Source organism: Streptomyces sp. NBC_00631 (assembly GCF_045206895.1).
Taxonomy (GTDB): domain Bacteria; phylum Actinomycetota; class Actinomycetes; order Streptomycetales; family Streptomycetaceae; genus Streptomyces.
The window spans coordinates 820099-847071 of the sequence record NZ_CP107734.1 but is presented as its reverse complement, the minus strand read 5'-3'; the positions used below and the strand labels follow the sequence as shown (position 1 = coordinate 847071).

Here is a 26973-nt window from a genome sequence, read left to right as displayed (position 1 = left end):
ATCCGGCCCCCGCCTCCGCGAACTCCGCGACGCGCGCGGACTCCGGCTTCGCCCCGGCCCGCGGTCCTGGTTTGTGAGGGCCGTCGACAGGGGGCAGGGTGGTTCCTGGAGCTCTGCGCGTGGGGCAGTGGTCGCACAGCCCGCCACGGATGTGGTGGACACGCCCACGAGCAGTGCCGCCATCCGTTCCGGGCAGGCCTACGGAGGTGCAGCAGTGTCGGCACAGGACTCGGCGACTGAGAGCGCCGCACAGGACAACGAGTCGACGTTCGGCCCCAGGATGCTGGCGGACGTCAAGCCGCCCTTCGTTCCCGAGGGCGCTTCGGGCATGACCGTTCTCGTCGAGTGGCCGCCCGGCGACCCCGGGACACCTCCGCACCGCCACTCCGGGCCGTGTTTCGGCTACGTCCTCGAAGGAGCGGTCCGCTGGGAGCTTGAGGGCGAACCGGAACGAGTGATCAAGGCCGGTGAGACGTTCTGGGAGCCGGGCGGCGAGGTGATCCACTACCAGAACGGCAACGCCTCGTCGGACACGCCGGCCAAGTACATCGTGTTCATGATGTGCGCGCCGGGTCAGCCGATGCTCACGCTGGTCGACGACGAGGAACTGGAGAAGCGGGCCCACCTGCGCGCCCCGCGCCCCACCGGCTGACCTGCCGGTTCGCCGGGGGCAGGCGCCGGCCGCAGGGGGACCGGCGTTGAGGGCACATATGGCCTGCGGCATAGTTGCCCCATGCGCAGCACAGAGCCCACGGGCGACCTGGACCCCGGGCGCGCGGACCAGACTGGGACCGGGCTGCGCCTCAGGGGGCGGGACCGTGAGATCGCGGCTGTCCGCGAGGCTCTGGTGGCGGTGCGCGGCGGACGGGGCGCCTGCGTCGTCGTGGAAGGCGCGCCCGGCGTCGGCAAGAGCCGGCTGCTCGCGGAGCTGGACGGGCGGGCACGGCGGTGCGGATTCGCCGTGGTCTCCGTACGGGCCGACGAGTTCGATCAGTATGCGGCGGGAGCCGCCCTGCAGTCCGCCCTGCAGGCCTCCGACGGTTCCGCCCGAGCCGCCGCGGGCCTGAACGACCAGCGGCTCCGACTGCTGGACAGCATCGCCGATGCCCTGGAGGACCGGGCGCAGCGCGCGCCGGTGCTCGTGCTCGTGGACGACGCGCAATGGGCCGATCCGGCCACGCTCTTCGCCCTGCGCACCCTGCCCGGACGGCTGGCCTCCTCGCGGATCCTGTGGGTGCTGGCGGTACGGTCGGAGACCGAGCGGCCGACCGTGGCCAGGGTGCGGGAGGACCTCGAACGCCTCGGAGCCCGATGGCTGACCCTCGGCCCGCTGCCACAGCAGGAACTGGAGCACATCGCGGCCGACGTGCTCGGAGCGAAACCCTCACCCGCTCTGGCCAGGATGCTGCGAGGCGTCGCGGGCAATCCGTTCCTGGCGATCGAACTGGTGCGCTCCTTTGCCGACACGGATGCCGTCAGAGCAGCGGCGGGCGCGGCCGACCGGCTGTACCGGGACATCCCCGTCGGCTTCCGCCAGAGTGTCGCCGCACGTCTGGAGCAGCTCCCGGAGGACGCCGTACGTCTGCTCCAGATCGGTTCCGTCCTCGGCCGCGAATTCGACTTCGGCACGGCCGCCCGCATGCTCGGGAGGCAGGTCGGCAGCCTGCTGCCGGGCGTGGAGGCCGCCCTGAACGGCGGTCTGCTCTCGGCGGACGGCCCGCGACTCGCCTTCCGCCACGACCTCCTGCGGCAGGCCGTCCACGAGAACCTGCCGCCGGCCGTACGGACCGCGCTGCACCGGGAGGCCGCGGAGAGCCTGCGCGCCACCGGGGCACGGTCGGCGGAGGTGGCCTGGCATGTCGTCATGGCGGGCGGCCCGGTCGACGACGACGCCGTGACCATGCTGCACACCGCCGTACGGGAACTGTCGCCGACGGCACCCGACGCGGCCGCGGACCTCGCCCAGCGGATCGCCGGCCTGCTGCCCCCGCGCGACCGGCGGCGCGTCGGTCTGCTGACCGACGCGGCCGAGTACCTGGGCCGGACCCGCCGGGTCCACGAGGCGCTCGACCTGGTCGATGCCGCACTGTCGGACGGCCTGGAACCGCCCCAGGAGGCGAACCTGCGCCTGGTGGCCGCCGAGATACACCAGGCCGCGGGCGACGACGCCGCAGCCATGACACACCTGCAGCAGGCCCTGAACCTCCCCGCCCTACCGTCCGACCTGCGTGCCCTGCTGCTGAAGACCCAGGCGACGGGCCACGTGTACCTCGGGAACATCACCGCAGCCGAACAGACGGACACCGGCCTGGTCGCCGCCTCCTACCGGAGCCACGAGCCGGCCGTCGTGGTCAGCGCCATGGTGTTCCAGTCGCAGACGTACTTCTACCGCGGGCGCCTGGCCCGGGCTCTGGAACGTGCCGAGGAAGCCACCGCACGCGCGTACGCCGAACCCACTGTGCCCCACCTCCGGCCCCCGAGAATTCCGGCGCTGTGGCTGGCCACGGTACTGACCTCCACGGACCGGCTCGCGGACACCGAGCGGGTTCTGCGTGAGGGACAGCGCGAAGCGGATGCGCTGGGCCTCGGCTGGTCGCTGCCGCACTGGCATGCCCGCCGTGCCTGCGCCCTGCTCGAACAGGGCGCGCTCGACGACGCGGCCGTGGAGGCCGAGGCCAGTCTGGCGGTGGCGGACGAACTGGAGATCACCCAGCCCAATCCGCAGGCCCGCTCCGTACTGGCACTGGTGGAGATCAGACGCGGTGACCTCGCCAAGGCCAGGGACCATCTCCGCGCGGCGGAAGCCGGCTCCGGCACGAACGCGCGGCGGTACGGCCTGTGGGTGTCTCTCGCGCGCGCCTGCCTGGCGGACGCGGAGGGCCGGGACCGGGCAGCGGCAACGGCGCTCACGGGCAGCTTCGAGGACAGCGAGCCGACGCGGCTGCTCACCCTTCCGCCGTCCCACTGGCCCGGAATCGTGCGTGTCGCGCTGCGCGGCGCACAGCCGTCGGTCGCGCGGGCCGTCTCCGCTGCCCTGCGGACCCTGACCGCACGGGACGACAGCCAGGAGATCATCGCGGCCGTCCGTGCCCATGTGGACGGCCTGCTCCACCGTGACCTCCGCGCACTCACGACCGCCGTCACCGGCTACCGGAGCACCGGCAGGCGACTGGCTCTGGCCGCGGCATGCGAGGACCTCGGCGAGCTCCTGGCCGCATCGGTCGACTCGGCGCGGGCGATCCCGTACTTCGAAGAAGCGGGTCAACTGGTGTCGGCCTCGGGAGCCCTGCGCGATCACGAACGGATCAGGCGGCGTCTACGGCAGCTCGGCGTGGGCCCGGGTGCCCCGCGGTACGACACGGTCGGCTCACCGGGCTGGGGGAGTCTGACCGAATCCGAGCGGAGACTGATCCCGCTCGTCGTGGACGGCCTCACCAACCGGGCGATCGCCGACCGGCTCTATGTGTCCGTGCACACCGTCAACACCCATATGAGACACATCTTCACCAAGCTCGGCATCAACACACGCGTCGAACTGACCCGGCTGGCCGTTGAACGGGGCGACGTCGCCGACGGCTCCGAGTGAGCGCTGCCCCGACTCCCGAAGGGTCCGCGATCTTTCCCCTGGCTTTCCCGGGAGCGCGGCACGACTCACACGAAGGCACTCTGCCCGGTGATGGACTTGCCGACGATGAGGGTCTGCATCTGACGGGTGCCCTCGTAGGAGTAGAGGGCCTCGGCGTCGGCGAAGAACCGTGCGACGTCGTGGTCGAGGACGATGCCGTTGCCGCCGAAGATCTCGCGGCCGGCCGCGACGACCTCCCGCATCCGGGACGTGGTGAACCCCTTGGCGAGCGCCGAGTGGTCATCGCGGAAGATGCCCTGGTCCTGCAGCCGGGCGAGCTGCACCAGCAGCCCCCAGGAGGCGGTGATGTCGCCCAGGCTCCTCACCAGCAGGTCCTGCACCATTTGGAACCCGGCGATCGGACGGCCGAACTGCTGACGCTCCTTCGCGTAGGCGAGTGCGAGCTCGTAGGCACCGATCATGACCCCCAGAGCCTGCCAGGCGACACCGCTGCGCGTGAAGCGCAGGATCTCCGCGACGTCTCTGAAGGAGTTGATGTTCTGGAGGCGGTTGGCCTCCGGCACCCGTACGTCGGTCAGGGCGATCTCGGCGTTCTGCACGATCCGCAGCGCGATCTTGCCCTCGATCTTCACCGGCACGAAGCCGGGAGTGCCCTTCTCGACGACGAAGCCCTTGACCTGGTTGTCGTCCACGTCCCGCGCCCACACCACGACGTGGTCGGCGAAGGTGGCGTTGCCGATCCACCTCTTCGCGCCGTTGAGCACCCAGGTGTCGCCCTGGCGCTCGGCGGTGGTGCGCATGCCACCGGAGACGTCGGAGCCACCCAGCGGCTCGGTCATGGCGAAAGCGCCGATCTTCTCCATCGAGGCCATGGCGGGCAGCCACCTCTCCCGCTGCTCCTGGTCGCCGCCGGCGTAGATGGAGTAGAAGCTGAGCCCGTTGTGGACGCCGAAGAAGGTGGCGACCGAGGCGTCGACGCGGCTCATCTCCATCGCGAGCATGCCGCCGAGCAGATGGCTGGCGGCAGGCAGGTGCTCACCGTACCCCTCGTACGACAGGGCGGTCAGCCCGCTCTCGCGGAACTTCCCGATCAGCTCCATGGGGAACTCGCCCTTGTCCCAGTACCCGTTGACCATCGGCTTCACCTCGTCACGCAGGAAGGCGCGGGCCTTGCGGAGTATCTTGCGTTCGTCGTCCGGGAGAAGCGCCTCGTAGCGGTAGAAGTCGGCGCCCAGCAGGTCGTCCGAATGTGCCGGGGGAGTGGTGGTCATGTCGTTCTCCTTCGTGGCCCTTCGATTCCAGACCACCGGTTGACCGACGGGTCACCCCGTTTGTGACGGCCGCCGGCACACGGTTCGCCCGGCGGCGAGGAGTCAATGCGGCATCAGAAGCATGACCACGGTTCCCATGGCCGTCGCTCCGTCCCAGAAGCGGTTGCAGACACCTGCGAGGCCGGTCGAGCGGTCGGCCGTCTCGGCGGTGGCGCGCAGGGTGGGCATGTCACGGGTCAGCGAGTGAAGAGAACATGTGAGCAGGTACAGCGCCAGCACTCCGGTGACGACGCTGTCGGCCTTCGACTCGCCCATGGAATGGCTGAGATGCATGGCCTGATGTGCCGTCGGAACACCCTCGGCCATGGTCTGGTGTGAATGACCCGCCGCGCGGTACGACATCCAGGTCATCGCCGCCATGCCCACCGCGTAGGGGAGTCTCCGCGCCGTCGCCGACAGCTGTCGTTCCTGGCCACTCCTGACGGCGGTCAGCGGGAACCACAGTGCGGCGGTGGCGAAGAAGACCGCCTGCGGCAGCTCCGGCAGGGCGCCGCCCCAGCTCCACGGCATCGCTGCCATGGCCAGGGCCATGGCAGCGTGCAGCAGATGGTCGACGCGGCCGCGGCAACCACGGGTCCGCGTCAGGACGCCCTGCCGGAGCGAACGGACAGCGGCCGCTGCGAACAGGGCGGTCAGCATGTAGTGGACAACTTCAGTGGCACTCATGCCGAGTCGCACCCTCCCACGGAGCGGTCAGGATCCGTGTCGGAACTGCATGATGTGAGTGGGGAGTTGGTCAGGCAGTGGGGCGCGGGGCGCGCAACTGCGCCCGTTCGGCCAGTTCCTTCTCACCGACGAGTTCGAGCATCGGCTTGCCCGGCGCGCACATCATGGTCACGACGAACCGGGTCCGTGCGTCCGCCAGCGCGTTGCCGTCCTGGTAATGGATCACATCGCCGCCCGGCTCCCAGAACGTCCCGCCGGCTTCGACCACGCGCTCGGGCTCGCCCTCAAGCTCGAAGCGGACCGCACCCTCGATGACGTACCCGAAGGCAGGTCCCGAGTGGCGGTGCGGCGGCGTTCCCGGGTCACCGGGCTGCCACTCGACATGAATGGTCATCGCCGAGGCACCCTCGGCAATGGTGAGCGGTGCGGCGTCCTGGAGCATCGTCACCGCCGTCTTCCACCCTTCCGACGGGGCCTGCTCACCGTGACCGTGCGCGGCGTCCTTCTCCGACATCGTGCTGTACCTCCTGGGATGCCCTGTGTCTTGAGCCAGACATACCTCGCGACCGGAACATCTCCGGACAGACATGCCGTTGAACGGCCGCGTGTTTCCCGCGCGTTTCCCGCGCAGTGATGACCGAGCGCACGGCGCATCTGTGACAGGGGAGGCCGAACACATGTGACCGCGCCGGTCAGCGCAGGTGCCCGTCGGCGATCTCGCGGTACTCCTGGGTGGTCGGCTTGGGGATCTGCGAGCCTTCGCCGTAGAGGGCGCGGCTGCCCCTGACGCGCAGGCGCCGGACGAGGCGGGCGCCGGCACCCGGGCCGTCCGCGGCGTCGTTCGAGCCGGGTGCGATCGGCGTGTACTGCTCATGCTGTGTGAGGAGGTGGAGCTCCGCCTGGCTGAGAGGCTCATGCACCTCGACGAACTCGCCGTGCGGCAGGCGCTTGATGACACCTGTCTCGCGACCGTGCAGCACCTTGTCGCGGTCTCTGCGCTGCAGGCCGAGGGCACACCGCTTGGCCACGGCATAGGCCGCGACGGGCACGACGAAGAGGCCGATGCGGACCGCCCACGTCACCGACTCGACCCCGAGATGGAACCGGGTGGCGATGATGTCGTTCGCGGCGCCGATGAGCGACACCACATAGAAACTGATCCAGGCGACACCGAGCGCCGTTCGCGCGGGGCGGTTGCGCGGTCTGTCCAGAAGGTGCTGCTCACGATCGTCCCCGGTCACCCAGGACTCGATGAACGGGTATGCGCCCATGGCCAGGAAGAAGCCGACGCCTGCCACCAGCGGAATCAGGTTGTCCAGTGCCAGGGTGTGCCCCCAGAAGTCGACTTCCCAGCCGGGCATGACGCGCAGCAGCCCGTCCGCCACGCCCATGTACCAGTCGGGCTGCGATCCGGCCGAGACCTGGTCGACGCGGTAGGGGCCGTACAGCCAGATGGGATTGATCTGGGCGAGTGCCGCGATCGCGAAGATGACACCGGCGACCAGGAAGAAGAGGCCCGCGGACTTCACCGCCCGCACCTTGAGCGGCAGGCCTACCACGTTCTTGTTGCTCCGCCCCGGCCCCGGATACTGCGTGTGCCTGTGGCTGAGCAGCAGGATCAGATGGGCCACGAGCAGTCCGACCATGATGGCCGGGATGACCAGAACATGGATTGCGTTGAAGCGCGCCACCAGTTCACCGCCCGGGAACTCGCCTCCGAAGAGAAACATCGAGAGGTAGGTTCCGACGATCGGTATGGAAAGGATCGTCCCGTTCACGACGGCGAGCCCGGTTCCGGAGAGAAGGTCATCCGGCAGGTCGTATCCGGTCAGCCCTCCGAACATTCCGAGGACCAGCAGCAGGAATCCGAACAGCCACTGGAATTCGCGGGGTTTGCGGAAGGCGCCGGTGAAGAACACGCGCAGCATGTGGACGAGCATGGCCCCGATGAACACCAGCGCTGCCCAGTGATGTGCCTGTCGGATCAGCAGGCCGCCCCGGACGTCGAAGGAGAGGTGCATGGTCGAGTTGAACGCCTCCGACACCGTCCGCCCCCGCAACGGCAGGTAACTGCCGTCGTACTGCACCTCTTTCATCGACGGATGGAAGTAGAAGGTCAGATAGACCCCTGTCACGACAATGACGACGAAACTGTAGAGACAGATCTCCCCCAGCAAGAAGGACCAGTGGTCCGGGAACGCCTTACGCGCTCTGGCCCGGATCAGACTGGACGGGCCCAGGCGTCCGCCCGCCCAGCGGGCGATGCGCTCCCCACCGCCTCCGTCGCCCGGTTCTTCCCTCTGGCTCTGATCATCCATGCCCCTGCAACCATTCCTCACCCGGCCCGACTGCTTTCACCCTTATGACCGGGTGCGAGGCATGGATGTGACACGTCCGGTTCCTCGGCCGCCGTGCTCAGACCACGATCTTGCGGGGGTTGAAGTTTCCGCCGGGGTCGGCAGCGCCGAAGAGGCCTGACAAGATCGCGACACCCTCCGTCGAGATGTCCTCCTCCAGCCAGGGCGCGTGCTCCAGGCCCACCCCGTGGTGGTGCGAGATCGTGCCGCCGGCGTCGATGAACGCCTGCTGGATCGCGCGCTTGACGGTGTCGTACTCGCCGAGCGGGTCGTCACCGAAGACGAAGGCGAAAGTGAAATAGAGGCAGGCTCCCGAGTGGTACGAGTGCGACATGTGCGACATGGTCCAGCCGGTGCGGCCGATCTTCTCGTAGGCGAGGTCGGCCGCCTCGTAGACCGCCGCGTGGATGCCACGCAGCTTCGACCACGGACCGGCGGTCTCGCTCACGTCGCCGGCGGCACCGCGGTCGAGCAGGAAGTCGCGGATGTACGGGGTGTCGAACTTCTTCTGGTCGTAGAGCGCGCCGGGTCCCCTGCCGACGCCGATGCCCTGATGCCTGCGCACGATCCGGTCGACGAGCGACTTCTGCCGTTTCACGTGGGCCTCGTCGCCCTCGAAGCCGATGAAGGAGAGACACATCTCGTCGAGGTCCCAACCACGCCTCTTGAGGTACGCCATGAGACCGGCCTGTGCCTTCTTCCGCAGCCCCTTCGACTCCTTGCTCGTCGCCAGGGAGAAGGCCGTCTCGTGCGCGTCCGAGACACGGGTGACCGAGGGTGAGACGTCGCTCTCGGCGATCTCCTGCATCGCCGCGAGGCCGTGGTCGAGATTCCTGAAGAAGTAGGCGTGGATGGCCCGCTTCGCCGGGAGCCGGTGCACCTGCACCGTGACCTCGGTGATGACGCCGAGCCGCCCCTCGGAGCCCACCACCATCTCCCGGAGGCTCGGCCCCGTCGACGCGCTCGGAACGGCCCGGATCACGAGGACCCCGTCGGCCCGCACGACACGCAGCCCCTTGACGATGTCCGCTATGTCGCCGTACTTGTCCGACTGCATGCCGGACGAGCGCGTGGCGACCCACCCGCCCAGCGTCGAGTGGGTGAACGAGTCGGGGAAGTGCCCCATCGTCCAGCCGTCCCGGTTGAGTTGCGCTTCAAGATCCGGGCCCAGCGCCCCGGCCTGGACGCGCGCCAGGCCGGAGTCGGGGTCGATCGCCAGCACCCGGTCGAGGCGGCCGAGGTCGAGTGAGACGACCACCCGCGACTCGTCCGCGTGCGGCTCCAGGCTGCCCGCGATGTTGCTGCCGCCCCCGAAAGGGATGATCACGGCGTCCGCTTCGACGGCCGCGTCGACGACGCCCTGCACCTCCGCCTCGTCGGCCGGGTAGACGATCACATCGGGACTGCGTGCTATGTCGCCGGACCGGATGCGGACCAGGTCACGCAGGCTCTTGCCGTACGTGTGGACGACCCGGGAGAGGTCGTCCACAGCGGTGTTGCCGGCTCCGACGATGCCGCTCAGAACCTCGACGAACCCCTCCGGCGCCAGCGAGCCCGGCACCGTCAACCGGGAGAAGTCGGGCCGTTCGGTGGGGCGTTCGCCCGCCCGGAGATCGAGGCCGATGGCTCTCTGGACGAACGGCGCGAAACCAGGCTTGTCCTCGTGTCGGAAGCCGACACCTTCCACGCCCCAGCCCCACCACTTCATGTGTTTCACATCAGCGGTGTGCCTCGTGTCGGTGCGGCCGGCGGGCTCGGTCATGAGCGGTCTCCTTCGGGTATACGACGTGAGGTCTCGCTCACGCCGAGGATGCGGCCGGAGTTCTCCTCGGCGAGGGTGACGATCGCCGAGCGGATGCGTTCGGTGAACTCGCACCTCAACTCCCCGGGAAAAGCGGTGAGCGGTTCACCGAAGACGACCCCGACCGGCGGACGGCCCGGTTTCGGCCAGTTCGATCCGCGAGGATGCGCCGCATGCGCGCCGATGACCGCGACGGGGAGCACCGGCACCTCCGCCGACGAGGCGAGCGCCGCAGCCCCCGGCTTGAACGGTCCGAGCGATCCGTCGCGCGAGCGGGTCCCCTCGGGAAAGATCAGGAGCGGCACTCCCCGGTTCAGCAGGGTCTTGGCGCTCACTCCGCGCGCGTTCACTCCGGTGCGGTCGACCGGGAAGGCGTTGAAGAAAAGAGCCGTGAGGCCGCGCCGCCGCCACACGTCGAAGAAGTAGTCGGCGGCGGCTCCGACCGCCAGGTAACGCGCCAGCCGGCGGGGCAGCGCGCCCATGATGAGTGGCGTGTCGAGGTGCGAGGTGTGGTTGGCGACGACGACATACGAGTCCTCGACGTCCGCAAGGCGTTCGCGCCCGAGCACCGTGACGCTGGTGACGCTCCAGACGAGCGGTTTCAGCAACCCCCGCTGTGCGACGAAACGCGCCGCAGCGTGTGAGCGTGAGGTGAAACGGTCGCGCATCGTCGCGGGCATCCGTTTCCTTCCCGTGCGGGCGAGCCCGCACTGATTCCTTCAGTGAGTGGGACTGTCGTCGCGGCTGGACGAGATCCGTCGCGAGATCCACCGCACGGTGCGGCGGGGAAGATGACGTGTGAGCCAGATGAGCGACCGGTACCGGAAGCCCGGCACGGAGATCACCCGTCCGCGGCGCACGTCGCGCAGAGCGGTCTCGACGACTTGCCGGGCGTCGAGCCAGAGGAAGTCCGGAACGCTCGACGACCGGATTCCGGCCCGTGTGTGGAACTCCGTGCGGACCCAGCCCGGGCACAGTGCCGTGACGGTGACGCCGGTTCCGTGGAGCTCGTTCGCCAGGCCTTCCGAGAGCGAGGTCACGAAGGCCTTGACGGCCGAATAGCTTCCCAACGTGACGAACCCGGCGGTGCTCGACACATTGACGATCGCACCGTGCCCGCGTTCGCGCATGGCCCGCCCGGCGGTGCCGGCGAGCACCAGCACCACACGCCCCATGACCTCGATCGCCTGGTCGTGCGGAGCGGTACCGGCAGAGGTCATCGGCGTGCGTACGCCGAAACCGGCGTTGTTCACGAGCATGTCCACCGGACGGGCGGGATCCTCCAGCCGGGCGGCCACACGTGCGACGTCGGCGCGATCGGACAGATCGGCGGGGAGCACCTCCACGGCACGGTCCAGCGATTCGAGCTCGGCCGCCATCCGGCCGAGCCGCTCCCTGTCACGCGCCACCAGGACCAGGTCCCATCCGCGGTCCGCCAGGGCGCGCGCGAACGCCGCTCCGATACCCGACGTGGCCCCGGTGACCAGTGCGACCCGTGTACGGCTCAGCGCGACGTCCGACGAGCCGGCCCAGGTGAATCGCCTCGTCCAGCAGCAGATGGCTGAGTCCACGCGCATGGCACACCTTTCGTTTCTCGGTCATCGCGTTAGACCGGGCACGCATCCGTCGTGTGACACGAGCTTCCGCACATGACGGAGCTGAGCGACGCCGGGCCGGCTCTCCGCTGCACGCCGCGGCGCCGAGACACCGGACTCCGCTACGGAACCAGGTCACGTGTCACACATGCGCCGGTCGCCCGGTCTCACGTGACGGCCCCCGACGGCGTCTCGCGCGCTCCGGGGCTTCGCTGAAGTTCCCCCGCTCCCGCCCAGAAAGCCCGTGCATGAACTCGAAGAACGAGACGACGACCGCGCCACCGGAGACAGCGGGCTTCGACGTGCGTGAGTTCGCCCGTACGGCACATGGCAGCCACCGCGCGACGCTGGACCTCGCAGCGCTGGCCGAAGAGCCGCTCGACGCCGAATCCGTCCGGCTCGTGCGCGCGCTGCGCGACATGGAACGCGCGACGCTGCACCGCGTGCGCGACCTCCTCGTCACGGCGACACACAAGGACGCCCGGGTCACCGCGTTCCTCACCACGTGGATGTTCGAGAGGTTCTGGACAGCCGACGCCCTCGACGCGGTCCTGGACGCTTCTCCCGCCACCCGCGACCTCCCTTCGAGCGCCGGTCCGGCACGGTGGGTACTGGCGGAGCGCCGCGAACGCCGCGGTCCGATCCGTCGCTCCCTCGCCGCCAACGTCACCGGTACGCAGATCGTCGCCGAACACGTGACGACGGGCCTCGTGGACGAATGGATCACGCAGGCGGCCTACCGGCGGCTGGCCGGCGCGTCCTCCGCCATGGCGTCGATCATCAACCCCGTGGTGGAGATCAAGCATCGCCACATCCGTTTCCTCGCCGAGGAGGCGGAGCGCCGACTCCGGAACTCGGCCCGCGCCCGGCGCATCACCCGCCGCGCTCTCCGGCACGCCGCCTGGCCGCTCGGCTCGGTCGATCGATCCGGGCACGAGCGCACCTTCTTCGAACGCCATGTCTTCGGCGACCCCAGCGGACGAGCCGAGGCGCGCCGTATCCGCGGGATGGTCGCCGCACTCCCCGGCATCGGTTCCGGTGTCGCATCCACCGTGGAATCGAGGCTCCTTCCGTGACGCACAACGCGAAGACCGAACTCGGCAGCGCGCACGTCCTGTTGACCGGCGCCACCGGCTTCGTCGGGCAGGCCGTGCTTGAGCGGCTCCTCACCGACCACCCCGCCACCCATGTCTCACTCCTCGTGCGCCGCAAGGGCAGCCAGACCGGGCAGGACCGGCTCAGGCAGCTGCTGCGCAAACCCGTCTTCCGGCGCTGGCGCGATGCTGTGGGCGCCGAAGAGGCCGAGCGCATCGTCCGCGCCCGGATCACAGTGCTCGACGGCAGCATGACCAGCGTCCCCGAGCTGCCCTCCGACCTTGACGTCGTCATCCACTCGGCGTCGACCGTCTCGTTCGACCCGCCCATCCACGAGGCGTTCGACACGAACGTCAACGGCGCCGTGAGCCTCTACGAGGCTCTGCTCGCGTCCGGATCCGACCCGCACGTCGTCCATGTGTCGACCTGTTACGTCGGGGGGCTCCGCCGCGGTGTGGTGCCCGAGGCCAAGCTCGAACACGATGTCCTCTGGCACACCGAGTGGACCTTGGCGACCCGGACCCACGAGCAGACCGAACTCACCTCGCGGGAGCCGGCGATGCTTGAGCGGTTCATGTCCCGCGCCCGCGGCGACCACGGGAAGGAGGGACCGATCGCGGCGGCCCGCGCGAGCGAGAACGCGCGGCGCGAGTGGGTGCGTTCCCAGCTCGTCGCCGCCGGCCGGCGGCGCGCGCAGAGTCTGGGGTGGACCGACGTCTACACCCTCACCAAGGCACTCGCCGAACGTGCCGCGGAAGACCTCTGGGGTGAGGCCGGGCACCGGCTTTCGGTGGTCCGGCCCGCGATCATCGAAAGCGCGCTCCAGCATCCGTTCCCCGGCTGGATCGACGGCTTCAAGGTCGCCGATCCGCTGATCTTCGCCTACGGCCGCGGTCAGCTGCCCGACTTCCCGGGGCTGCCCGACTCGATCCTCGATGTCATCCCCGTCGACTTCGTCGTCAACGCCATCCTGGCCGTGGCGGCCAACCCGGCCTCGGCCGACGAGCCGAAGTACTTCCACATCGCCTCGGGCGCGTCGAATCCACTGCCGTTCCACCGCATGTACGAGAACGTACGCGCCTACTACACGCAGCACCCGATCCCGAAGGACGACGGATTCGTCGAAGTGCCGGCCTGGAAGTTCTCGGGAGAGCGCAGGTTCCGGCGAGGCCTTCGGCTGGCGAGGGCAAAGGCCGACCTGTGGGACGCCGCTCTGCGGCTGATGCCGAACGACGAGCGCAAGCGCGCTCTCGCGACCGGGAACGCCAAGGTGCGCGCCGGCATCGCCACCCTCGGCAACTTCATCGACCTCTACCGCGCCTATGCGCAGACCGAGATCGTCTTCGACGACCGCAACGCCCGCGCGCTGAACAACGCCCTGCCGGCCGAAGTGCGCGAGGACCGTGGCTTCGATGTGGAGCGGATCGACTGGGAGGAGTACCTGCAGAAGGTGCACCTCCCCGCCGTCAGCGAGCTGACGGCGGCCCACCGTCGCCGGAAGTCCGCGGCCGTCCGGCCGGCGGCCCCGCGCCCCGGACGCGAACTGCCACGGCGTGCCGACGTAGTCGCCGTCTTCGATCTCGAACGGACCGTCGTCGACTCCAACATCGTCGAGCAGTACCTCTGGGTGCGCACCGCGGGCTTCCGCAAGGCGGCCTGGCCGAAGGAGGTGGCGGACCTGCTCGTCTCGCTGCCCGGCTACCTCCGCGCCGAGAGACGTGACCGCGGCGAGTTCATCCGCGCGTTCCTGCGCCGTTACCGCGGCATGCCCATCGCCCGCCTTGAGGAGGCCGTACGGCGTGGGTACGCCGACACGATGCTGCGGCACACGAGCGCGGACGCCGTGGCGCGCATCCGCGAGCACCGTGCGGCAGGTCACCGCACCGTCCTGGTCACCGGCTCCGTCGGCCTTCTCGCCGCTCCGCTCGCCGGCCTGTTCGACGAGGTCGTCGGAAGCTCCATGCACGTGAGGGACGGAATCCTCACCGGCTACCTGGCGAAGCCGCCGCTGGTGGACGAGGCGAGGGCCGCGTGGCTGCAGCGGTACGCCGAGGAGGGCGGCTACGACCTCGCCGCCTCCTACGGCTACGGCGACAGCCACTCCGACCTGCCATGGCTGTCGCTGCTGGGCAAGCCGTCGGCGGTCAACCCCGACGCCGAACTGGCGCGCGAGTCGCACAGGAGGAACTGGAACATCTACCGCTGGAAGAGCGGCGGTTCGGATGTGCGCCGCGACGTCGTCGCGGCACGGGTGACGATTCCGGCGGGCATCGATGAGAAGAGCGACTGATGGCTTTCGACATAGACAAGTACACGAAGAACTCCACCGGTGTGCAGTGGGCCGACCTCGACTTCGACGAGTTCGAGCGCGATCCGCTGTGCGAGGAGACGCTGCGCACGCTGCGCTACATGTGCGACATCGAGTACCACACGGTGTGCTACCTGCGTGATCTGCTGACGACCCCGTCTCACGACGAGCCCGCGGTGGGCGCCTTCATGACGATGTGGAACCGCGAGGAGTTCTGGCACGGCGAAGCGCTCGCGGCCGTGCTGGAGCGCCATGGCCTCCGAGTCGACTTCGACGAACTCAAGGCGACCCGTCTGAAGCTCGGTTGGAAGGACCGCCTGGGGACGGTGAAGCAGACGGTGATAGGCCGACTGGTCGGAAACGACTTCGTCGCCGTGCACATGGCGTGGGGCGCGGCGAACGAGTGGTCGGCGACAGCGGCGTATCACCGTCTTGCCGCGTTGGAGAGCCACCCCGTGCTGGTACCGCTCCTGAAGCGGATCGCACAGCAGGAGACGAAGCACGTCGCGTTCTACGCGTCGCAGGCGCGCGACCGCCTCGCGGCAAGCAAGAAGGCCCGCGTGGTCGCGCGGTTGGCGCTCGAAAAGGCCTGGGGCCCGGTCGGCTCGGGCGTCATGCCCGACATCGAGGTCACGCACGTCATGACTCACCTCTTCGCGGGCTCCGAGGGCCGCAAACTCGTCCGCGACATCGACTCGCACATCGCGAAGCTGCCGGGCCTGGACGGGCTGCGCATAGTCGAGGACGCCATGGACAGGCGCGGCATCGCTTCCTGACACCCCGTCGCCGAAGCGTGGCCGTGGCAGCGGCCGGGCCCCGCTGGTGAGGCGGGGCCCGATCGGTCGATCAGCACGCCTTCAAGCACCGGGTCCTCCTTGGTCTCGACGCGGTGAGAGCAGCGAGGACCTGCGACGGTGGCGGGGTGGAGAGCGGGGCACTGGGAGGCGGGCAGCCGGCGCATGGCGAAGCCTTCGAGGAGGAGCAGGCCGGGGCGGACGAGTCACGCAGACGCTTGTCGCTGGTCCGGTCCGCGTGCCCGGCCCGGGCACCCTCGACGTCCTGCGACCGATGACGGCCGCGAGCGGTGCCCGGCGTCGACGGCGAGGCTCTTCGCACGGCTCGCGACGCGGTTCACCGTGTTCTCTTGGCCGAACCGCGCAGGCCGATCCCTCCACGGCACCCCGGTGCGTGGCCGGAACAGGGTCTAATCTCCGAGGAAGGTGACCGTCTCGGCGAGCGGTGCGCGGCCTGTACGGGTGTAGGGCACTGTGGTGTCCTCGAATCCGATCGACATGCCGCAGAAGAGGATGAGGTCGTCGGGGGGCGACAGGACCTCCGCGACGGTCTTGCGATAGACGGACCAGGCCATCTGCGGGCAGCTGTGCAGGCCTTCGGCGCGGAGCAGCAGCATCACGGTCTGCAGGTACATGCCCACGTCGGACCACTGTGGCCGCCCCAGGCCCCGGTCGATGTAGCAGAACAGGGCGGCGGGCGCGCCGAAGCAGTTCCAGTTCGCGGACGCGGCCCGCTGGCGCGCCTCCCAGTCCTCGCGCTCGATGCCGAGTGCGCTGTAGCGCTCCGCACCGAAGGCGGATCGGCGCTCGCGGTACGGGGAGCTCAGTGTCTCCGGGTACATCTCGTATTCCCGCTCGTCCCAGGGATCGCGCGCGGTCACGCGCTCGCCGGCGAGCTCCTTGAGTTCGCCCAGCGGCCGGCCGGTCACCACGTACACGTGCCAGGGCTGGAGGTTCGACCCGGAAGGCGCCCAGGCCGCAGCGGTGAGCACCCGCTCCAGTACCTTCCTCGGGACGGGCCGGTCGATGAATCCACGTGCGGCTCGTCGGCTCGTCACTGCCTCGTAGACGTCCAAGATCACCAGTCTCCCCTGGTCGGCCCTGTATTCGCCCCTTGCCCCTCCAAAGGCTACAAAGTGTAACAATATGCACAAAGGATGCAGATTGCAGTGGCGCCGATTCGCGTGCCTTGGACAACGGTCGCGGCTGGGCAGGATGCCATGCCGCCCGCCTGCTCGGTCGGATCCCGTAGGCGGCAGTGAGGTCACGCCGTACTCGTCACTCGCCCTGCGGCGGTCGAGAGCGGCCCCTCGGCGTCATCGGCCCGGCGTGGCCGGTTGACCGGATGCCGGTCAGCCGCTTGCTGGAAGGTGGTCCTCCGCCCACAAGAACAGGACGGCCAGGGGGATGAGGAAGGCGTTGCCGTGCGGAGAGAGCACGTAACGGGTGCGCGATGACGGCCCGGGCCGGGCGTCCTGGGTGACCAGATCGATCGCGGTGAGTTCCTGGAGCCGCTGGGCGAGCATGCGGTTGCTGATGCCGGGGACGCGCTCGCGAATCTGCGTGACGTCGGCCGGGCCTTTGGCCAGAGCCATGAGGATCAGGCCGTTCCAGCCTTTGCTGAGCAGGTCGAAGGCCCGAGTGATGGCCGGGGAGGTGTCGGTCGACTGCGGATGTTCGGTCCGGTGTGCCGGCTGAGGGTTTTGTGGGGTAGCCATGGTCTGTGTCCGTTCCGGTACGGCGCGAGCCATCGCGGGTCAACACCTCGCGCAGTACTCGGTGATCGTTAGTGTGATCGGGGTCGGGGCGGGGTTGTGCCGGGGGCCGGCCCGTCGGCATGCCGGGCCGCGCCCCTGGGGGGTGGCGCGGGTCAGCGCCTCATTCGTCTTGGGCACCAGGCCGAAGTCCCGGGCGGCCAAGGCCTGATGGTGTGCATGAAGTGTCCGGCATCAGCCGTCGCCGTCATCACGACGGGCGTGGGCGTGGGCGTGTGCGTGGCGTCGAACCGTCACAGTGGTGCCGGACCCCGGCAGAGCCGGGAGCAACTCCCCGGAAGCCGGCGCACCGGTCTTCGTGCCGCGGCCTTCCCTGATGACCCAGTGGCCGAACATGACCGCTGTGAGTCCGCAGACGCTCCACAGGGCGAGGACGGCAAGGTGGCCGGCGTCGGCGGCACCGTCGAAGTACGTGATGTCGCGAAGCAGACTGGCTCCGGCGCCCGGGGGCAGCCACTGGCCGACGTGGTCCGCCCCCTTCGGAAGCATCTCCGGAGCGGAGGTGGCACCGGAGAAGGCGTTTCCGACGAAGACCATGAGCGCGGCGCTGAGCCCGAGGCCCGCCGGCCCGAGGAGCCGGATCAGACCGGCGGCGGTGGCGCTGACGGAAAGCAGGTCGAGCGACAGGATCGCCCAGGTGGCCACGTGGTTGTGGGGCAGCGCCCCGAGGAAGCCCTGAGCCACGAGATAGACGCCGAAGGCCGCCACGGCGCACGCGACGAGAAGTGTCAGCACCCGGTGCCGCGGGCGCGCCAGGCCGCGAGCCATCGTGACGAACGCGCCGATCAGGATGCCGCAGATCGTGAGCGGGAAGACCGATGAGCTGAACACCACACCCCGGGGATCCGCGGTGGCGACGGGCACCACGTCGACCCCCTTCACGAGGATCTGCACCGAGGGCTCAGCCCCGGCGGCTGCCTGTTTGTGGGTCTTCGCCGTGGAATGTGCACCGCCGGCCTTCTGCTCGCCGGCCTTCTGCTCGGCAGCCTTCTGCCGGGCGGCCATCTGCTGGGTGGCCTTGTCGGCCAACTGCTGTCCGACATCGGTCAGAAGCTGTGCCACGGAGGGGCTCGCGGCGGTGGCTTTCAGCACCGTGATGCTGTCGCCGGAGACGGCGAAGGCGCCGTAGACATCCCTGTTCTTGATCGCCGACCGCGCGGTCTGCTGGTCGGGATAGAGGCGGAAGTCGAAGGCGCCGGGTTTCTGATGGGTCAGTCCCTCCACCGCTCGCTGACTGGCCGGGCCTGTGCCCACGATCCCGACCGGGACGTCGCGGGGCGAGATCCGCCCCGCCGGCCAGGCGAACGCCATCACGGCCAGAGTGATCGCTATGGGCAGCCCCACGGCGGCAATGGCCACTTCGCGCCATGCCCGTTGTCCTGACAAGGGGTTCCTCACAGTCTGCTCTCTCACAAAAAAGAATGATCGTTTTCCTTGAGTCTCCAGTGTGGACCGCCGCGTCGGCAAACGTCAACACGAATGTTCGTTTTCTTTGCTAAACTGGCCTCATGCCCAAGGTCACCCAGCAGCACATGGACGCCCGCCGCAAGCAGATCCTGGACGCGGCGCGCCGTTGTTTCCTCAGGGACGGGTTCCACTCCACGTCCATGCAGGACCTGTTCGCGGAGTCGGGGCTGTCCGCGGGGGCGGTGTATCGCCACTTCACCAGCAAGGACGAGATGATCCTCGCGATCGCCGAGGAGAACATGAGCGATGTCCTCGACATCACGCTCGCCGTCGCCACGAACCGGCAGGGCCAGTCGATGGGGGCGGTCATGGCGGAACTGCTCGACGTGATCCGGGCCAAGTCCGCCGAGGAGGACGTGGCCGGCCTCGCCGTTCTGGTCTGGGGAGAGGCCATGCGCAACCGCTCGCTGGCGCGCAAGCTCGACCACCTCATGGGCCGCATACGCGCCAATCTCGTGACCTTGGTCCGTGACCACCAGGAGCAGGGCGGTCTGCCCACGAGCGCGACGGCCGAGGGGATCGCTTCGACGATGCTCTCCGTCCTCCCCGGCTACATCCTGCAAGTGGCTCTGCTCGACCCGGCAGTTGTGGCCGAGGTGCCTGACGCGGTGCGGGCGTTGTGGCCGGGGCCGGCCGGTGAGCGCTGAGCGCTCTCGTCCCTCACGGGGCTGCGCCGCTGGTCGCAGCCGGGATGTCCGTGGCATGCCTACGGCATGCCGGCGATGACGGCCTGCTGGTCGTTCTCGCCTTCGGTCTCGTCCGGCTCATGGGGAAGCCGCCCTCGGCAGTGTCGTCGAGGGCGGCGCGTCTCGGAACGGGTCCCTTGCCGAGCATGTTCCAGATGGTTTCGGCGCTTGTGCGGTCGTTGACCGGGTTCTCGATCAGGAGGGCGTGGGTCTCGGCGGTCTTCGCATTGAGGGCCGCTGCCTCCCGTGCGAAGTCGGTGGCCGCTGTGGCGGCCGCCTTCCCTCAGGTCACAGCCGTCAAGATCGCACAGTCGTCCGGCTCAGCCGGCGTGGGCCGCAGTGGTGATGAGGTCGGCCACGGCGCCGGGACGGGAGACCGGAGAGAGGTGCGAGGAGTCGATCTCCTGGACCTTGGTGTGTGCGACCTTCGCCGTCGCCTCCTGCGCCGCCGCCGGAATGATCTTGTCCTGGCGCCCGATCAGAGCCCATGACGGGATCGTCTTCCACGCCGGCTCACCCGACGGCTGGGTGACCGCGGAAGCCGCCAGCGGGCGCTGGGTCGCGATGATCTGGTTCTGCTGTGCGGCGGACAGGTCCTGCGCGAACGAGGAGCGCACGACCTGCGGCTTCAGGTAGAGGTCCGCGTCCCCGGCCGATGCGCCCGGGAAGGGGACGAGGTCGAACACCGTCGCCGGATCCTGCACGATCACTCCCGAACCGGGCTCGGAACCGGCGATCTCCCCCGCGGACTGTCCCTTCGCGGGGATGAAGGCGTCGATGTACACGAGCGCCTTGACCTCGGTGTTGCCGAGTGCGGCGTTCGTGATGACCATGCCGCCGTACGAGTGGCCGACCAGGACGATCGGGCCCTTGACCGTCTTGAGGTAGTCGGCCAGGTAAGCCGCGTCGCTGCTCACACCGCGCAGCGGGTTCGGCGGGGCGACGACGCGGTATCCCCGGCTCCGCAGCCGGGTGATGACGCCGTTCCAGCTCGATCCGTCGGCCCAGGCGCCGTGCACCAGTACCACAGTCGGCTTGCTCGCAGTGGCGGACCGGTCGGGGGAGGCGGCCGAGGACGGCGAGTTCGACGCACTCGCCGGTCCGACCGTGGTGAAGAGGAGAGCGGCTCCGACGCTCGCCGTGGCCAGGGCGGTGAGCGAAGCGCGGGTGAGTCGGTAGAGAGAACGACGGTTCATGGCAGGTTCTTTCAAAGGCGTAGGTTGAATGTCTGCCGTTCTCGGAGAGAACCGGAACGGCATGGGTCGCGACACTGCGCTGTCGCAACCCATCCAGACCCTGGGAAGGAGATGTCCCGGGCTTGCGGGAAACAGGGCGCGGCCGCGGACCGACGTGGTGCGCACGGCGGCGGAGGGTGAGGGCGTTCGACTCGGGCGGCCTCGTGCTCTGCGGAGGATCCGCGAGGCTTCACCTTGCGGCGCCACGAGCCGGCCTACTGCTGCGGTGTCCTCTGGTGGGCTCGCCGGCAGGCGTCTCGCGGTCTACGCGTCATGTCCCTGGCCCAGCCGCACGGCACGGATGTCAAGAGCCAGCTCCACCTTGTCGCTGATCAGAACTCCGCCCGTGGCCAGGGCCCTGTTGCCGTCGAGTCCCCAGTCGGAACGCCGCAACGTGGCTGTGCCCGTGAAAGCGACACGGTTCTGCTGCTGGGCGTCCCGGCTCGCCGTGCGGAACCCGAGGTCCACGTGGACGGGCAGTTCGATGTCCTTGATCAGGAGGTGTCCCGCCATGCGGAAGTGGTCCTGACCGGCATGGCGGATTCCGCACGAGCGGAAGCTCATGAGAGGGAACGTCGCGGCATCGAGGAAATCCGGGCCGGTGACATGCACGTCCCGTTCCGGATAACCCGTGGCAACACTGCAGGTCTGGACACTGAGGTAGGCCCGGGACCGGGTGGGGCATTCTCCGTCAAGCTTGAGAATCCCCTCGAAGGCGGTGAATTTTCCGCACACGTTCGTGACCATGCCGTACCGCACGGAAAAGCCGATGGTGCTGTGGACCGGGGTGATGGCGTAGACGCCGGTCAGCCCTGCGAAGGGGGCGGTGCGAAAGAGGCTGGTTCGCACGCGGTTGAACATGACGAGCCGGTTCCTTCGTGCCTGGATCTCAGCAGGGGCGCATTCTGCGGCGAATCCGCGTCCGGACCGGCCCCTGACTGCCGCCAGGGGCCACTCGCAGGACTTACCGCTGCTGCCCGAGCCAGTCGGTGAACCTGGTCCCGGCGAAATGGGCGTCAGGACCCGGCATGAGCGTGGTCTCCCTCAGCTCGGCACCGGAGTACGGCGCGCTCGGGTCCGTGACGACCGTGCGGGTGTCGTCCTTGTCGGCGAGTACCTGACGGATGAGTTCGTCGAGCTGGAACACGTCCGGGCCGGCGACCTCCACCACGCCGTTGACCGGGGCGCCGACCGCGGTGCGGCCGACGGCCGCGGCCACGTCGTCGGAGTAGACGGGCTGGAACTTGACCGGGGCCAGGCGCACGGTGTCGCCCTCGGTCGAGATGTCCGCGATCCCGTTCACGAACTCGAAGAACTGCGTGGCGTGGACGATGGAGTACGGGATGTCCGAGGCCTTGATCAGCTCTTCCTGCGCCTGCTTGGCACGGAAGTAGCCGCTCTCCTGAAGGCGGTCGGTACCGACCACGGACAACGCGACGTGGTGCGTCACACCCGCGTCCGCCTCGGCTCGCAGAAGGTTGGTGGTCGACGTGCGGAAGAAGTTCATGACGTCTTCGTCGACCCACGAGGGGGAGTTGGACACGTCGATCACGACCGACGCGCCCTGCAGGGCCTCGGACAGCCCTTCGCCGGTCAGTGTGTTGACGCCGGTGTTGGGCGAGGCCGCGACCGCCTCGTGCCCGTACTCGCCGAGCTTGCCCACCAGCTTCGAGCCGATGAGCCCGGTGCCACCGATCACTACGACCTTCATCGCGGTGTCCTTTCATAGGTATTCATTCGGTCTGCACTAGGAGAGACCGGACAGCGGAACAATTTGTGACAGTGGCGTTATTCGGCGAGCTTTCCGTCGGTCGAGACCTCTGCCATCAGGGAGGAGATCTCGTCGGATATGGCAGGAATGCTCTCGCGAGTGATACCGGTCGTGGGCGACCACACGAGGTTGACCTGCTGAGCGGGGTCGATATGGGGATAGTCGCTGCGGTTGTGGCAGCCGCGGGTCTCGCGGCGCTCCAGTGCTGCTTCGAGGGTGGCCCGGGCCGACAGCGCCGCGGACCTGAGGTCAAAGGCGTGCGCGAGATCCTGGAAGCCGGCGATGTCCGGGTGCACGCCGACGTCCTCCATCCGCTTCTCGATCGCCGTGAGCTCGGAGAGCCCGGCGCGCAGGCCTTGTTCGTCGCGTACGACTCCGGCGTGCTCGGTCATGGTGTTGCGGATGGCGCGCTGCAGGGCGCGGACGTTCTCCGGTCCGTCGGCCACCAGCAGGTCGTCGATCTCCGCGCGGGCCTGTGCGACAGCCGACGCCGACCGTGGCTGGGCGGTCAGGGACTGCGAGTAGGCGGCGGCCGCCTGGCCCGTGATGCGGCCGAAGACCAGCAGTTCGATGAGACTGTTCCCGCCGAGGCGATTGGCACCGTGCAGGCCGCTCGACGCCTCACCGATGGCGTACAGGCCGCGCACGTCGGTGCTGTGGTCCTCGGGGCGCACCCACACTCCACCCATCGAGTAGTGCGCGGTGGGCGCGATCTCGATCGGATCGCGGGTGATGTCCAGCATCTGCAGATCCAGCAGGGTCTGATAGACGCGGGGGAGCCGCGTCATGATCGTCTGCCGTGGCAGATGGGAGACGTCGAGCCACACCCCGCCCTTGGGCGTGCCACGCCCCTCCTTGATCTCCGTGTAGGAGGCGAGCGCCACGCGGTCGCGGGTCGACAACTCCATGCGCGCGGGGTCGTAGCGGTTCATGAACCGTTCGCCGAGCGCGTTGCGCAGGATGCCGCCCTCACCGCGCGCGGCCTCGCTGACGAGGGTGCCGGCCGCGTTCTCGGGCTCGATGATCCCGGAAGGATGGAACTGCACCAGTTCGGGGTCGCGCAGCCGGGCGCCGGCCTCCACCGCCAGACGGAACGAGTCGCCTGTGTTCTCGTCGCGCCGGGAGGACGTCCGCCGCCAGATGCGGGTGTGACCGCCCGCGGCGAGAATCACGGAGTCGGCGTGGATCAGGTACCGCGTCCCATGCGTGAGATCGAAGCCGTAGGCACCGAAGACGGCGCCGTCGTGGACCAGCAGCCGGGTGATGTAGACACCGTCGAGCACCGGAATGTTCAGCTGGTCCGCGCGCCGGATGAGCGTGCGCTGGATCTCCAGACCCGTGTAGTCGCCGGCGAACGCGGTCCGTCGGAACGTGTGAGCGCCGAAGAAGCGCTGGGAGATCCGTCCGTCCTTCTCACGGGCGAAGGCCATGCCGTAGCGTTCCAGGTCGCCGATGCCCCGAGCGGCGCCCTGGGTGACGATCTCCACCGTGCGGGGATCGGCGAGCAGATAGCTCTCCTTGAGCGTGTCGGCGGCGTGCTGCTGCCAGCTGTCCTCGGGATCCATGGTGCCGAGGGCAGCGTTGATTCCTCCGGCGGCGAGCGCCGTGTGCGCGTCCTCCTTGGGGCGCTTGCCGACCGCGAGGACGTCGACACCGGCCTCGGCCAGTTCGATCGCCGCTCGCAGCCCAGCACCTCCGGTTCCGATCACCAGCACTGTGGTGGAAATACGTTGTTCGGTGATAGTCACGATCAACTCCGCTCGCCGAGGGACAGTCACTCAGTAGGACCGGGGTGTCCCGGAACCTGTGACACCTCTCGTGAACGCTCTCGGGCCAGGCGTCGGCCGTCACAACCTCGTGGGCTGCACGGTCATACCTCCGGTCGTTACTCCCAGGCGTGCCCGGGGCAGGAGCGCGTGCCGTGCGTCCCCGACGGGGATCACCGCCTGATCGGCGATTTGAGACACTCCGAGGCGAACGAGGTGCTCTGCCTGCCCTCTGGTCGTGCCGAGGCCATGGGCGGCTGGTGGCGATGGCGTCCTCGGCGAGGGAATGGGGCAGTAAGTGCGAATGACCGCTCACTCCGGAGGCCGGGCCTCCCGGTCGGGGGCCGCTTCCGGCGGTACTCAAGGCCTCGACTTCCGTTCGCGCCACGAGGGGCTGGTGTTCGCCCGGATGCGCACGTCGCAGGACCGGTTCGCGGACGCGATCACCGCCTTCGCGGGCACGATGGGTTTCGTGTACGTGCATGCCTTCTGGTTCGCGGTGTGGATCGCCCTCAACCTCAGGCTGTTCGGCTCCGCGGCAGTCTTCGACCCCTACCCGTTCGGGCTGCTCACCATGATCGTGAGCCTTGAGGCGATCTTCCTGTCCACCTTCGTCATGGTGAGCCAGAACCGGCAGGCCGCGCGGGAGAACGTCAGGGCCGATCTGGATTTCGAGACCAACGTTCGTGCCGAGGTCTGGGCGGTGCACATAGGCAAGGCGCTCGGCCTGAATCCGCAGGAGATCGAGCTTCACGTCCAGGAGATCATCCAGCAGAGCCGGAGCGCGATGGAACCGGGCTCCGGCGTTCCGCCCGTGGCCCCGGACACGCTGTGACCCGGCTGCAACGGCCGGCACCGGCGGGGCTCGGACCGGCTTGTGCCGGCGGGCGCGGCCGAGACCCGCGAAGAGCGTGACCGGTCCGCGGCGCGTTCGGCCGTCCCGGTCGCGGAAGGCCCCGCTCCCGGACGACCGGCGGCGGGCGGGCCGGTCTTCTCTGTCCCTGGCCGTCGTGTGCCGGCATGAGGCACACGACGGCCAGGGACGACAGACGGCGGCACAGGCGGCCGGACACCGTCGGCTATGAGGCCAGCCTGATGCTGGTCGGTGTTCCGCGCAGGGCCATCTTCGTGTAGGGGCACAGTGAATCGGCCTTCTCCACGAGCGGGGCGGCGACGGCAAGGTCGATGTCCGGCCACTTGACCTCAAGGTCGACGTGCAGCACATAGCCGCCGTCTTCCGGGTCCCGTCCAAAAGCCACGGTCGCTTCCACCGAGATCGCTGCGGGGTCGAGTGCGGACTGCCGGGCGACCAGGCTCAGTGCCCCGTGGAAACAGGCGGCAATGCCGGCGGCGAACAACTGCTCCGGATTCGTCCCCTGGCCGTCTCCTCCCAGTTCCGCGGGCATGCGCAGGTTGAGATCCAGGACTCCGTCGCCCGAGCGAGCCCTTCCCGAGGCTCGCCCGTGCCTTGCCGTCCCCCCGCTCACCGTCACGGTGGTGGTGTAGATCGGGGTGAAGGCCTCTCCTTCGAAGTCCTTGTCGGTGGAGAGGTCGGGCAACCGGGTCGACTCGGTCACGGCGTGACTCCGTCAGCGTTGCAGTGCACCGCCGGGCGCTGAGCCGGAATCGGCGCGGGAAAGTTCCCGTCCGCCGGGCTCTGTACGCCACGCGGCCTCTCTGTGCCGAGCCGCCGCGCGATGCAGGATGTCGGGCGGCCATGGGCAGAACCCGTCGGACTGACAATGTCGAATGCCATATTTGGTGCACCTTCGCTTATGGAGGGTTTCCAGATGCGGACAGTCAGTTGACCGACACGTCCCCGCCGTTGTGACACCCGGCGGTAGGCGGCCCACCGGTAATCCGCGCGGGCGGCACGTGTCCGGGCCGAATCCGCACTGCGCCCATATAGTGGCTTATGTCACACTTCGGGCGCGCTATCGGTGGAAGGACATGTCATGAAGTTCGCGGTCATCGGCGGTACGGGACTGATCGGGTCGCAGGTCGTCAAGGACCTGAACGCCGCCGGGCACGAGGCGGTACCGCACTCACAGTCCACAGGAGTCGACATCATCAGCGGTCAGGGGCTGGACGAGGCGGTCGCGGGAGCCGACGTCGTCATCAACCTGACGAACTCCCCGACCTTTGACGACGCCTCCCTCGCCTTCTTCCAGACCTCGATGGACAACCTTCTGGCTGCGGCCGACAAGGGCGGCGTCCGCCACTTCGTCATCCTCTCGATCGTCGGCACGGACCAGGTGCCCGAGCTGGACTACTACCGTGCCAAGGCGCTCCAGGAGAAGATCCTCGCGGACGGGCCGATCCCCTATTCGATCGTCCGGGCCACGCAGTTCATGGAATTCATGGATGCGGTTCTGTCCTGGACCGCCGACGCGGACAGCGTCCGGCTTCCCGCCACGCCCATTCAGCCCATCGCCTCCAAGGACGTGGCGGCCGCGGTGGCGGAGGTCGCCGCCGGCGCCCCGCTCAACGGGATCCGCAACATCGCCGGCCCCGATGTCTTCCCCCTGGACGAACTGGGCCGGATCACTCTGTCCCACAAGGGCGACCCCCGTACCGTCGTCACCGACCCCACCGCCGGTATGTTCGCCGTGGTCAAGGGCGACGTCCTCACCGACAAGAACGCCCACCTCGCCCCCACCCGCTACACCGACTGGCTTTCCTGACCGGAGCGCAGCCGGGCTTCGCCGTGCAAACGGCGGCACCGCCATGGCGAGATCCA

The 26973-nt window shown here is 68.9% G+C and carries 23 protein-coding genes; 8 read left to right on the top strand and 15 right to left on the bottom strand.

What is annotated here, in order from left to right; translation table 11 throughout:
* The first annotated feature begins 280 nt into the window (after positions 1–280).
* Complete coding sequence (locus OHB00_RS04005) at positions 281–652, top strand: cupin domain-containing protein (RefSeq protein WP_406445606.1); 372 nt, start codon at positions 281–283, stop codon at positions 650–652.
* Between the two features lie 81 nt (positions 653–733).
* The gene (locus OHB00_RS04000; protein WP_406431270.1) at positions 734–3586 is read left to right on the top strand and encodes an AAA family ATPase; all 2853 of its coding nucleotides are present in this window, start codon (positions 734–736) and stop codon (positions 3584–3586) included.
* A gap of 65 nt (positions 3587–3651) precedes the next feature.
* On the opposite strand, the gene OHB00_RS03995 is transcribed toward OHB00_RS04000, so the two are convergent.
* The 7 genes from OHB00_RS03995 to OHB00_RS03965 all read right to left on the bottom strand — a co-directional run bounded on the left by OHB00_RS03995 (position 3652) and on the right by OHB00_RS03965 (position 11228).
* The gene (locus OHB00_RS03995) at positions 3652–4857 is read right to left on the bottom strand and encodes an acyl-CoA dehydrogenase family protein (protein ID WP_406431268.1); all 1206 of its coding nucleotides are present in this window, start codon (positions 4855–4857) and stop codon (positions 3652–3654) included.
* A 102-nt stretch (positions 4858–4959) separates the two neighbouring features.
* Entirely contained in the window at positions 4960–5583 is a 624-nt protein-coding gene (locus OHB00_RS03990) for a DUF5134 domain-containing protein (RefSeq protein WP_406431266.1), read from the bottom strand.
* Between the two features lie 70 nt (positions 5584–5653).
* Positions 5654–6097, bottom strand: coding sequence for a cupin domain-containing protein (locus OHB00_RS03985; protein ID WP_406431264.1), 444 nt, complete (start codon positions 6095–6097; stop codon positions 5654–5656).
* A 178-nt stretch (positions 6098–6275) separates the two neighbouring features.
* Positions 6276–7901, bottom strand: coding sequence for a cytochrome bc complex cytochrome b subunit (locus tag OHB00_RS03980; protein ID WP_406431262.1), 1626 nt, complete (start codon positions 7899–7901; stop codon positions 6276–6278).
* A gap of 97 nt (positions 7902–7998) precedes the next feature.
* On the bottom strand, positions 7999–9702 hold the full coding sequence (locus tag OHB00_RS03975) for an FAD-binding oxidoreductase (RefSeq protein ID WP_406431260.1): 1704 nt from the start codon (positions 9700–9702) through the stop codon (positions 7999–8001).
* Positions 9699–10421: a lysophospholipid acyltransferase family protein gene (locus OHB00_RS03970; RefSeq protein WP_406431258.1), complete on the bottom strand. Its 723-nt coding sequence runs from the start codon at positions 10419–10421 to the stop codon at positions 9699–9701. Before OHB00_RS03970 ends, OHB00_RS03975 begins: the two co-directional genes overlap by 4 nt.
* A gap of 39 nt (positions 10422–10460) precedes the next feature.
* Positions 10461–11228 (bottom strand): SDR family NAD(P)-dependent oxidoreductase, encoded by a 768-nt coding sequence (locus tag OHB00_RS03965; protein WP_406445604.1) that lies wholly within the window; start codon positions 11226–11228, stop codon positions 10461–10463.
* Between the two features lie 356 nt (positions 11229–11584).
* On the opposite strand from OHB00_RS03965, the gene OHB00_RS03960 reads away from it, so the two are divergent.
* From OHB00_RS03960 to OHB00_RS03950, 3 genes are read left to right on the top strand one after another with little or no spacing between them, the layout of a single operon-like run.
* Positions 11585–12412, top strand: a complete 828-nt coding sequence (locus OHB00_RS03960; protein WP_406431256.1) for a hypothetical protein — start codon at positions 11585–11587, stop codon at positions 12410–12412.
* The gene (locus OHB00_RS03955; protein ID WP_406431254.1) at positions 12409–14721 is read left to right on the top strand and encodes an HAD-IB family phosphatase; all 2313 of its coding nucleotides are present in this window, start codon (positions 12409–12411) and stop codon (positions 14719–14721) included. The genes OHB00_RS03960 and OHB00_RS03955 overlap by 4 nt, the downstream gene beginning before the upstream one ends.
* Positions 14721–15515 carry a ferritin-like domain-containing protein gene (locus OHB00_RS03950; RefSeq protein WP_406431252.1) on the top strand — a complete coding sequence of 265 codons (795 nt, stop codon included), beginning with the start codon at positions 14721–14723 and terminating at the stop codon, positions 15513–15515. Before OHB00_RS03955 ends, OHB00_RS03950 begins: the two co-directional genes overlap by 1 nt.
* A gap of 428 nt (positions 15516–15943) precedes the next feature.
* Here OHB00_RS03950 and OHB00_RS03945 read toward each other — a convergent pair whose 3' ends face one another.
* The 3 genes from OHB00_RS03945 to OHB00_RS03935 all read right to left on the bottom strand — a co-directional run bounded on the left by OHB00_RS03945 (position 15944) and on the right by OHB00_RS03935 (position 18667).
* The gene (locus tag OHB00_RS03945) at positions 15944–16609 is read right to left on the bottom strand and encodes a nitroreductase (protein WP_406431250.1); all 666 of its coding nucleotides are present in this window, start codon (positions 16607–16609) and stop codon (positions 15944–15946) included.
* Between the two features lie 276 nt (positions 16610–16885).
* On the bottom strand, positions 16886–17251 hold the full coding sequence (locus OHB00_RS03940) for a winged helix-turn-helix transcriptional regulator (protein ID WP_406431248.1): 366 nt from the start codon (positions 17249–17251) through the stop codon (positions 16886–16888).
* A 231-nt stretch (positions 17252–17482) separates the two neighbouring features.
* Positions 17483–18667, bottom strand: coding sequence for an ABC transporter permease (locus OHB00_RS03935; RefSeq protein ID WP_406431246.1), 1185 nt, complete (start codon positions 18665–18667; stop codon positions 17483–17485).
* A gap of 149 nt (positions 18668–18816) precedes the next feature.
* Here OHB00_RS03935 and OHB00_RS03930 point away from each other — a divergent pair, with 149 nt between their 5' ends.
* Positions 18817–19422, top strand: a complete 606-nt coding sequence (locus OHB00_RS03930; protein ID WP_406431244.1) for a TetR/AcrR family transcriptional regulator — start codon at positions 18817–18819, stop codon at positions 19420–19422.
* 359 nt (positions 19423–19781) lie between these two features.
* Here OHB00_RS03930 and OHB00_RS03925 read toward each other — a convergent pair whose 3' ends face one another.
* From OHB00_RS03925 to OHB00_RS03910, 4 genes are all read right to left on the bottom strand, one after another.
* Positions 19782–20657, bottom strand: a complete 876-nt coding sequence (locus tag OHB00_RS03925; RefSeq protein WP_406431242.1) for an alpha/beta fold hydrolase — start codon at positions 20655–20657, stop codon at positions 19782–19784.
* A 303-nt stretch (positions 20658–20960) separates the two neighbouring features.
* Positions 20961–21557, bottom strand: a complete 597-nt coding sequence (locus tag OHB00_RS03920; RefSeq protein WP_406431240.1) for a YceI family protein — start codon at positions 21555–21557, stop codon at positions 20961–20963.
* A gap of 103 nt (positions 21558–21660) precedes the next feature.
* Positions 21661–22407 (bottom strand): SDR family oxidoreductase, encoded by a 747-nt coding sequence (locus tag OHB00_RS03915; protein ID WP_406431238.1) that lies wholly within the window; start codon positions 22405–22407, stop codon positions 21661–21663.
* A 77-nt stretch (positions 22408–22484) separates the two neighbouring features.
* Complete coding sequence (locus tag OHB00_RS03910) at positions 22485–24215, bottom strand: L-aspartate oxidase (protein WP_406431236.1); 1731 nt, start codon at positions 24213–24215, stop codon at positions 22485–22487.
* Positions 24216–24537: 322 nt separating this feature from the next.
* Between OHB00_RS03910 and OHB00_RS03905 the strand changes: the two genes are divergently transcribed.
* Positions 24538–25068 carry a DUF1003 domain-containing protein gene (locus tag OHB00_RS03905; RefSeq protein WP_406431234.1) on the top strand — a complete coding sequence of 177 codons (531 nt, stop codon included), beginning with the start codon at positions 24538–24540 and terminating at the stop codon, positions 25066–25068.
* Between the two features lie 244 nt (positions 25069–25312).
* Here the strand turns inward: OHB00_RS03905 and OHB00_RS03900 are convergent, their stop codons facing one another.
* Positions 25313–25810 (bottom strand): Ohr family peroxiredoxin, encoded by a 498-nt coding sequence (locus OHB00_RS03900; RefSeq protein ID WP_406431232.1) that lies wholly within the window; start codon positions 25808–25810, stop codon positions 25313–25315.
* A 378-nt stretch (positions 25811–26188) separates the two neighbouring features.
* Here OHB00_RS03900 and OHB00_RS03895 point away from each other — a divergent pair, with 378 nt between their 5' ends.
* Positions 26189–26917 (top strand): SDR family oxidoreductase, encoded by a 729-nt coding sequence (locus OHB00_RS03895; protein ID WP_406431230.1) that lies wholly within the window; start codon positions 26189–26191, stop codon positions 26915–26917.
* Positions 26918–26973: the final 56 nt, after the last annotated feature.

What these genes read in the sequence shown, in the direction of transcription:
- OHB00_RS03950 (WP_406431252.1), top strand. Translation starts at nt 14,721, where the DNA reads ATGGCTTTCGACATAGACAAGTACACGAAGAACTCCACCGGTGTGCAG.
- OHB00_RS03960 (WP_406431256.1), top strand. Translation starts at nt 11,585, where the DNA reads ATGAACTCGAAGAACGAGACGACGACCGCGCCACCGGAGACAGCGGGC.
- OHB00_RS03995 (WP_406431268.1), bottom strand. Translation starts at nt 4,857, where the DNA reads ATGACCACCACTCCCCCGGCACATTCGGACGACCTGCTGGGCGCCGAC.
- OHB00_RS03940 (WP_406431248.1), bottom strand. Translation starts at nt 17,251, where the DNA reads ATGGCTACCCCACAAAACCCTCAGCCGGCACACCGGACCGAACATCCG.
- OHB00_RS03975 (WP_406431260.1), bottom strand. Translation starts at nt 9,702, where the DNA reads ATGACCGAGCCCGCCGGCCGCACCGACACGAGGCACACCGCTGATGTG.
- OHB00_RS03930 (WP_406431244.1), top strand. Translation starts at nt 18,817, where the DNA reads ATGCCCAAGGTCACCCAGCAGCACATGGACGCCCGCCGCAAGCAGATC.
- OHB00_RS04000 (WP_406431270.1), top strand. Translation starts at nt 734, where the DNA reads ATGCGCAGCACAGAGCCCACGGGCGACCTGGACCCCGGGCGCGCGGAC.
- OHB00_RS03895 (WP_406431230.1), top strand. Translation starts at nt 26,189, where the DNA reads ATGAAGTTCGCGGTCATCGGCGGTACGGGACTGATCGGGTCGCAGGTC.
- OHB00_RS03915 (WP_406431238.1), bottom strand. Translation starts at nt 22,407, where the DNA reads ATGAAGGTCGTAGTGATCGGTGGCACCGGGCTCATCGGCTCGAAGCTG.
- OHB00_RS03925 (WP_406431242.1), bottom strand. Translation starts at nt 20,657, where the DNA reads ATGAACCGTCGTTCTCTCTACCGACTCACCCGCGCTTCGCTCACCGCC.
- OHB00_RS03920 (WP_406431240.1), bottom strand. Translation starts at nt 21,557, where the DNA reads ATGTTCAACCGCGTGCGAACCAGCCTCTTTCGCACCGCCCCCTTCGCA.
- OHB00_RS04005 (WP_406445606.1), top strand. Translation starts at nt 281, where the DNA reads ATGCTGGCGGACGTCAAGCCGCCCTTCGTTCCCGAGGGCGCTTCGGGC.
- OHB00_RS03970 (WP_406431258.1), bottom strand. Translation starts at nt 10,421, where the DNA reads ATGCCCGCGACGATGCGCGACCGTTTCACCTCACGCTCACACGCTGCG.
- OHB00_RS03905 (WP_406431234.1), top strand. Translation starts at nt 24,538, where the DNA reads ATGACCGCTCACTCCGGAGGCCGGGCCTCCCGGTCGGGGGCCGCTTCC.
- OHB00_RS03980 (WP_406431262.1), bottom strand. Translation starts at nt 7,901, where the DNA reads ATGGATGATCAGAGCCAGAGGGAAGAACCGGGCGACGGAGGCGGTGGG.
- OHB00_RS03990 (WP_406431266.1), bottom strand. Translation starts at nt 5,583, where the DNA reads ATGAGTGCCACTGAAGTTGTCCACTACATGCTGACCGCCCTGTTCGCA.
- OHB00_RS03985 (WP_406431264.1), bottom strand. Translation starts at nt 6,097, where the DNA reads ATGTCGGAGAAGGACGCCGCGCACGGTCACGGTGAGCAGGCCCCGTCG.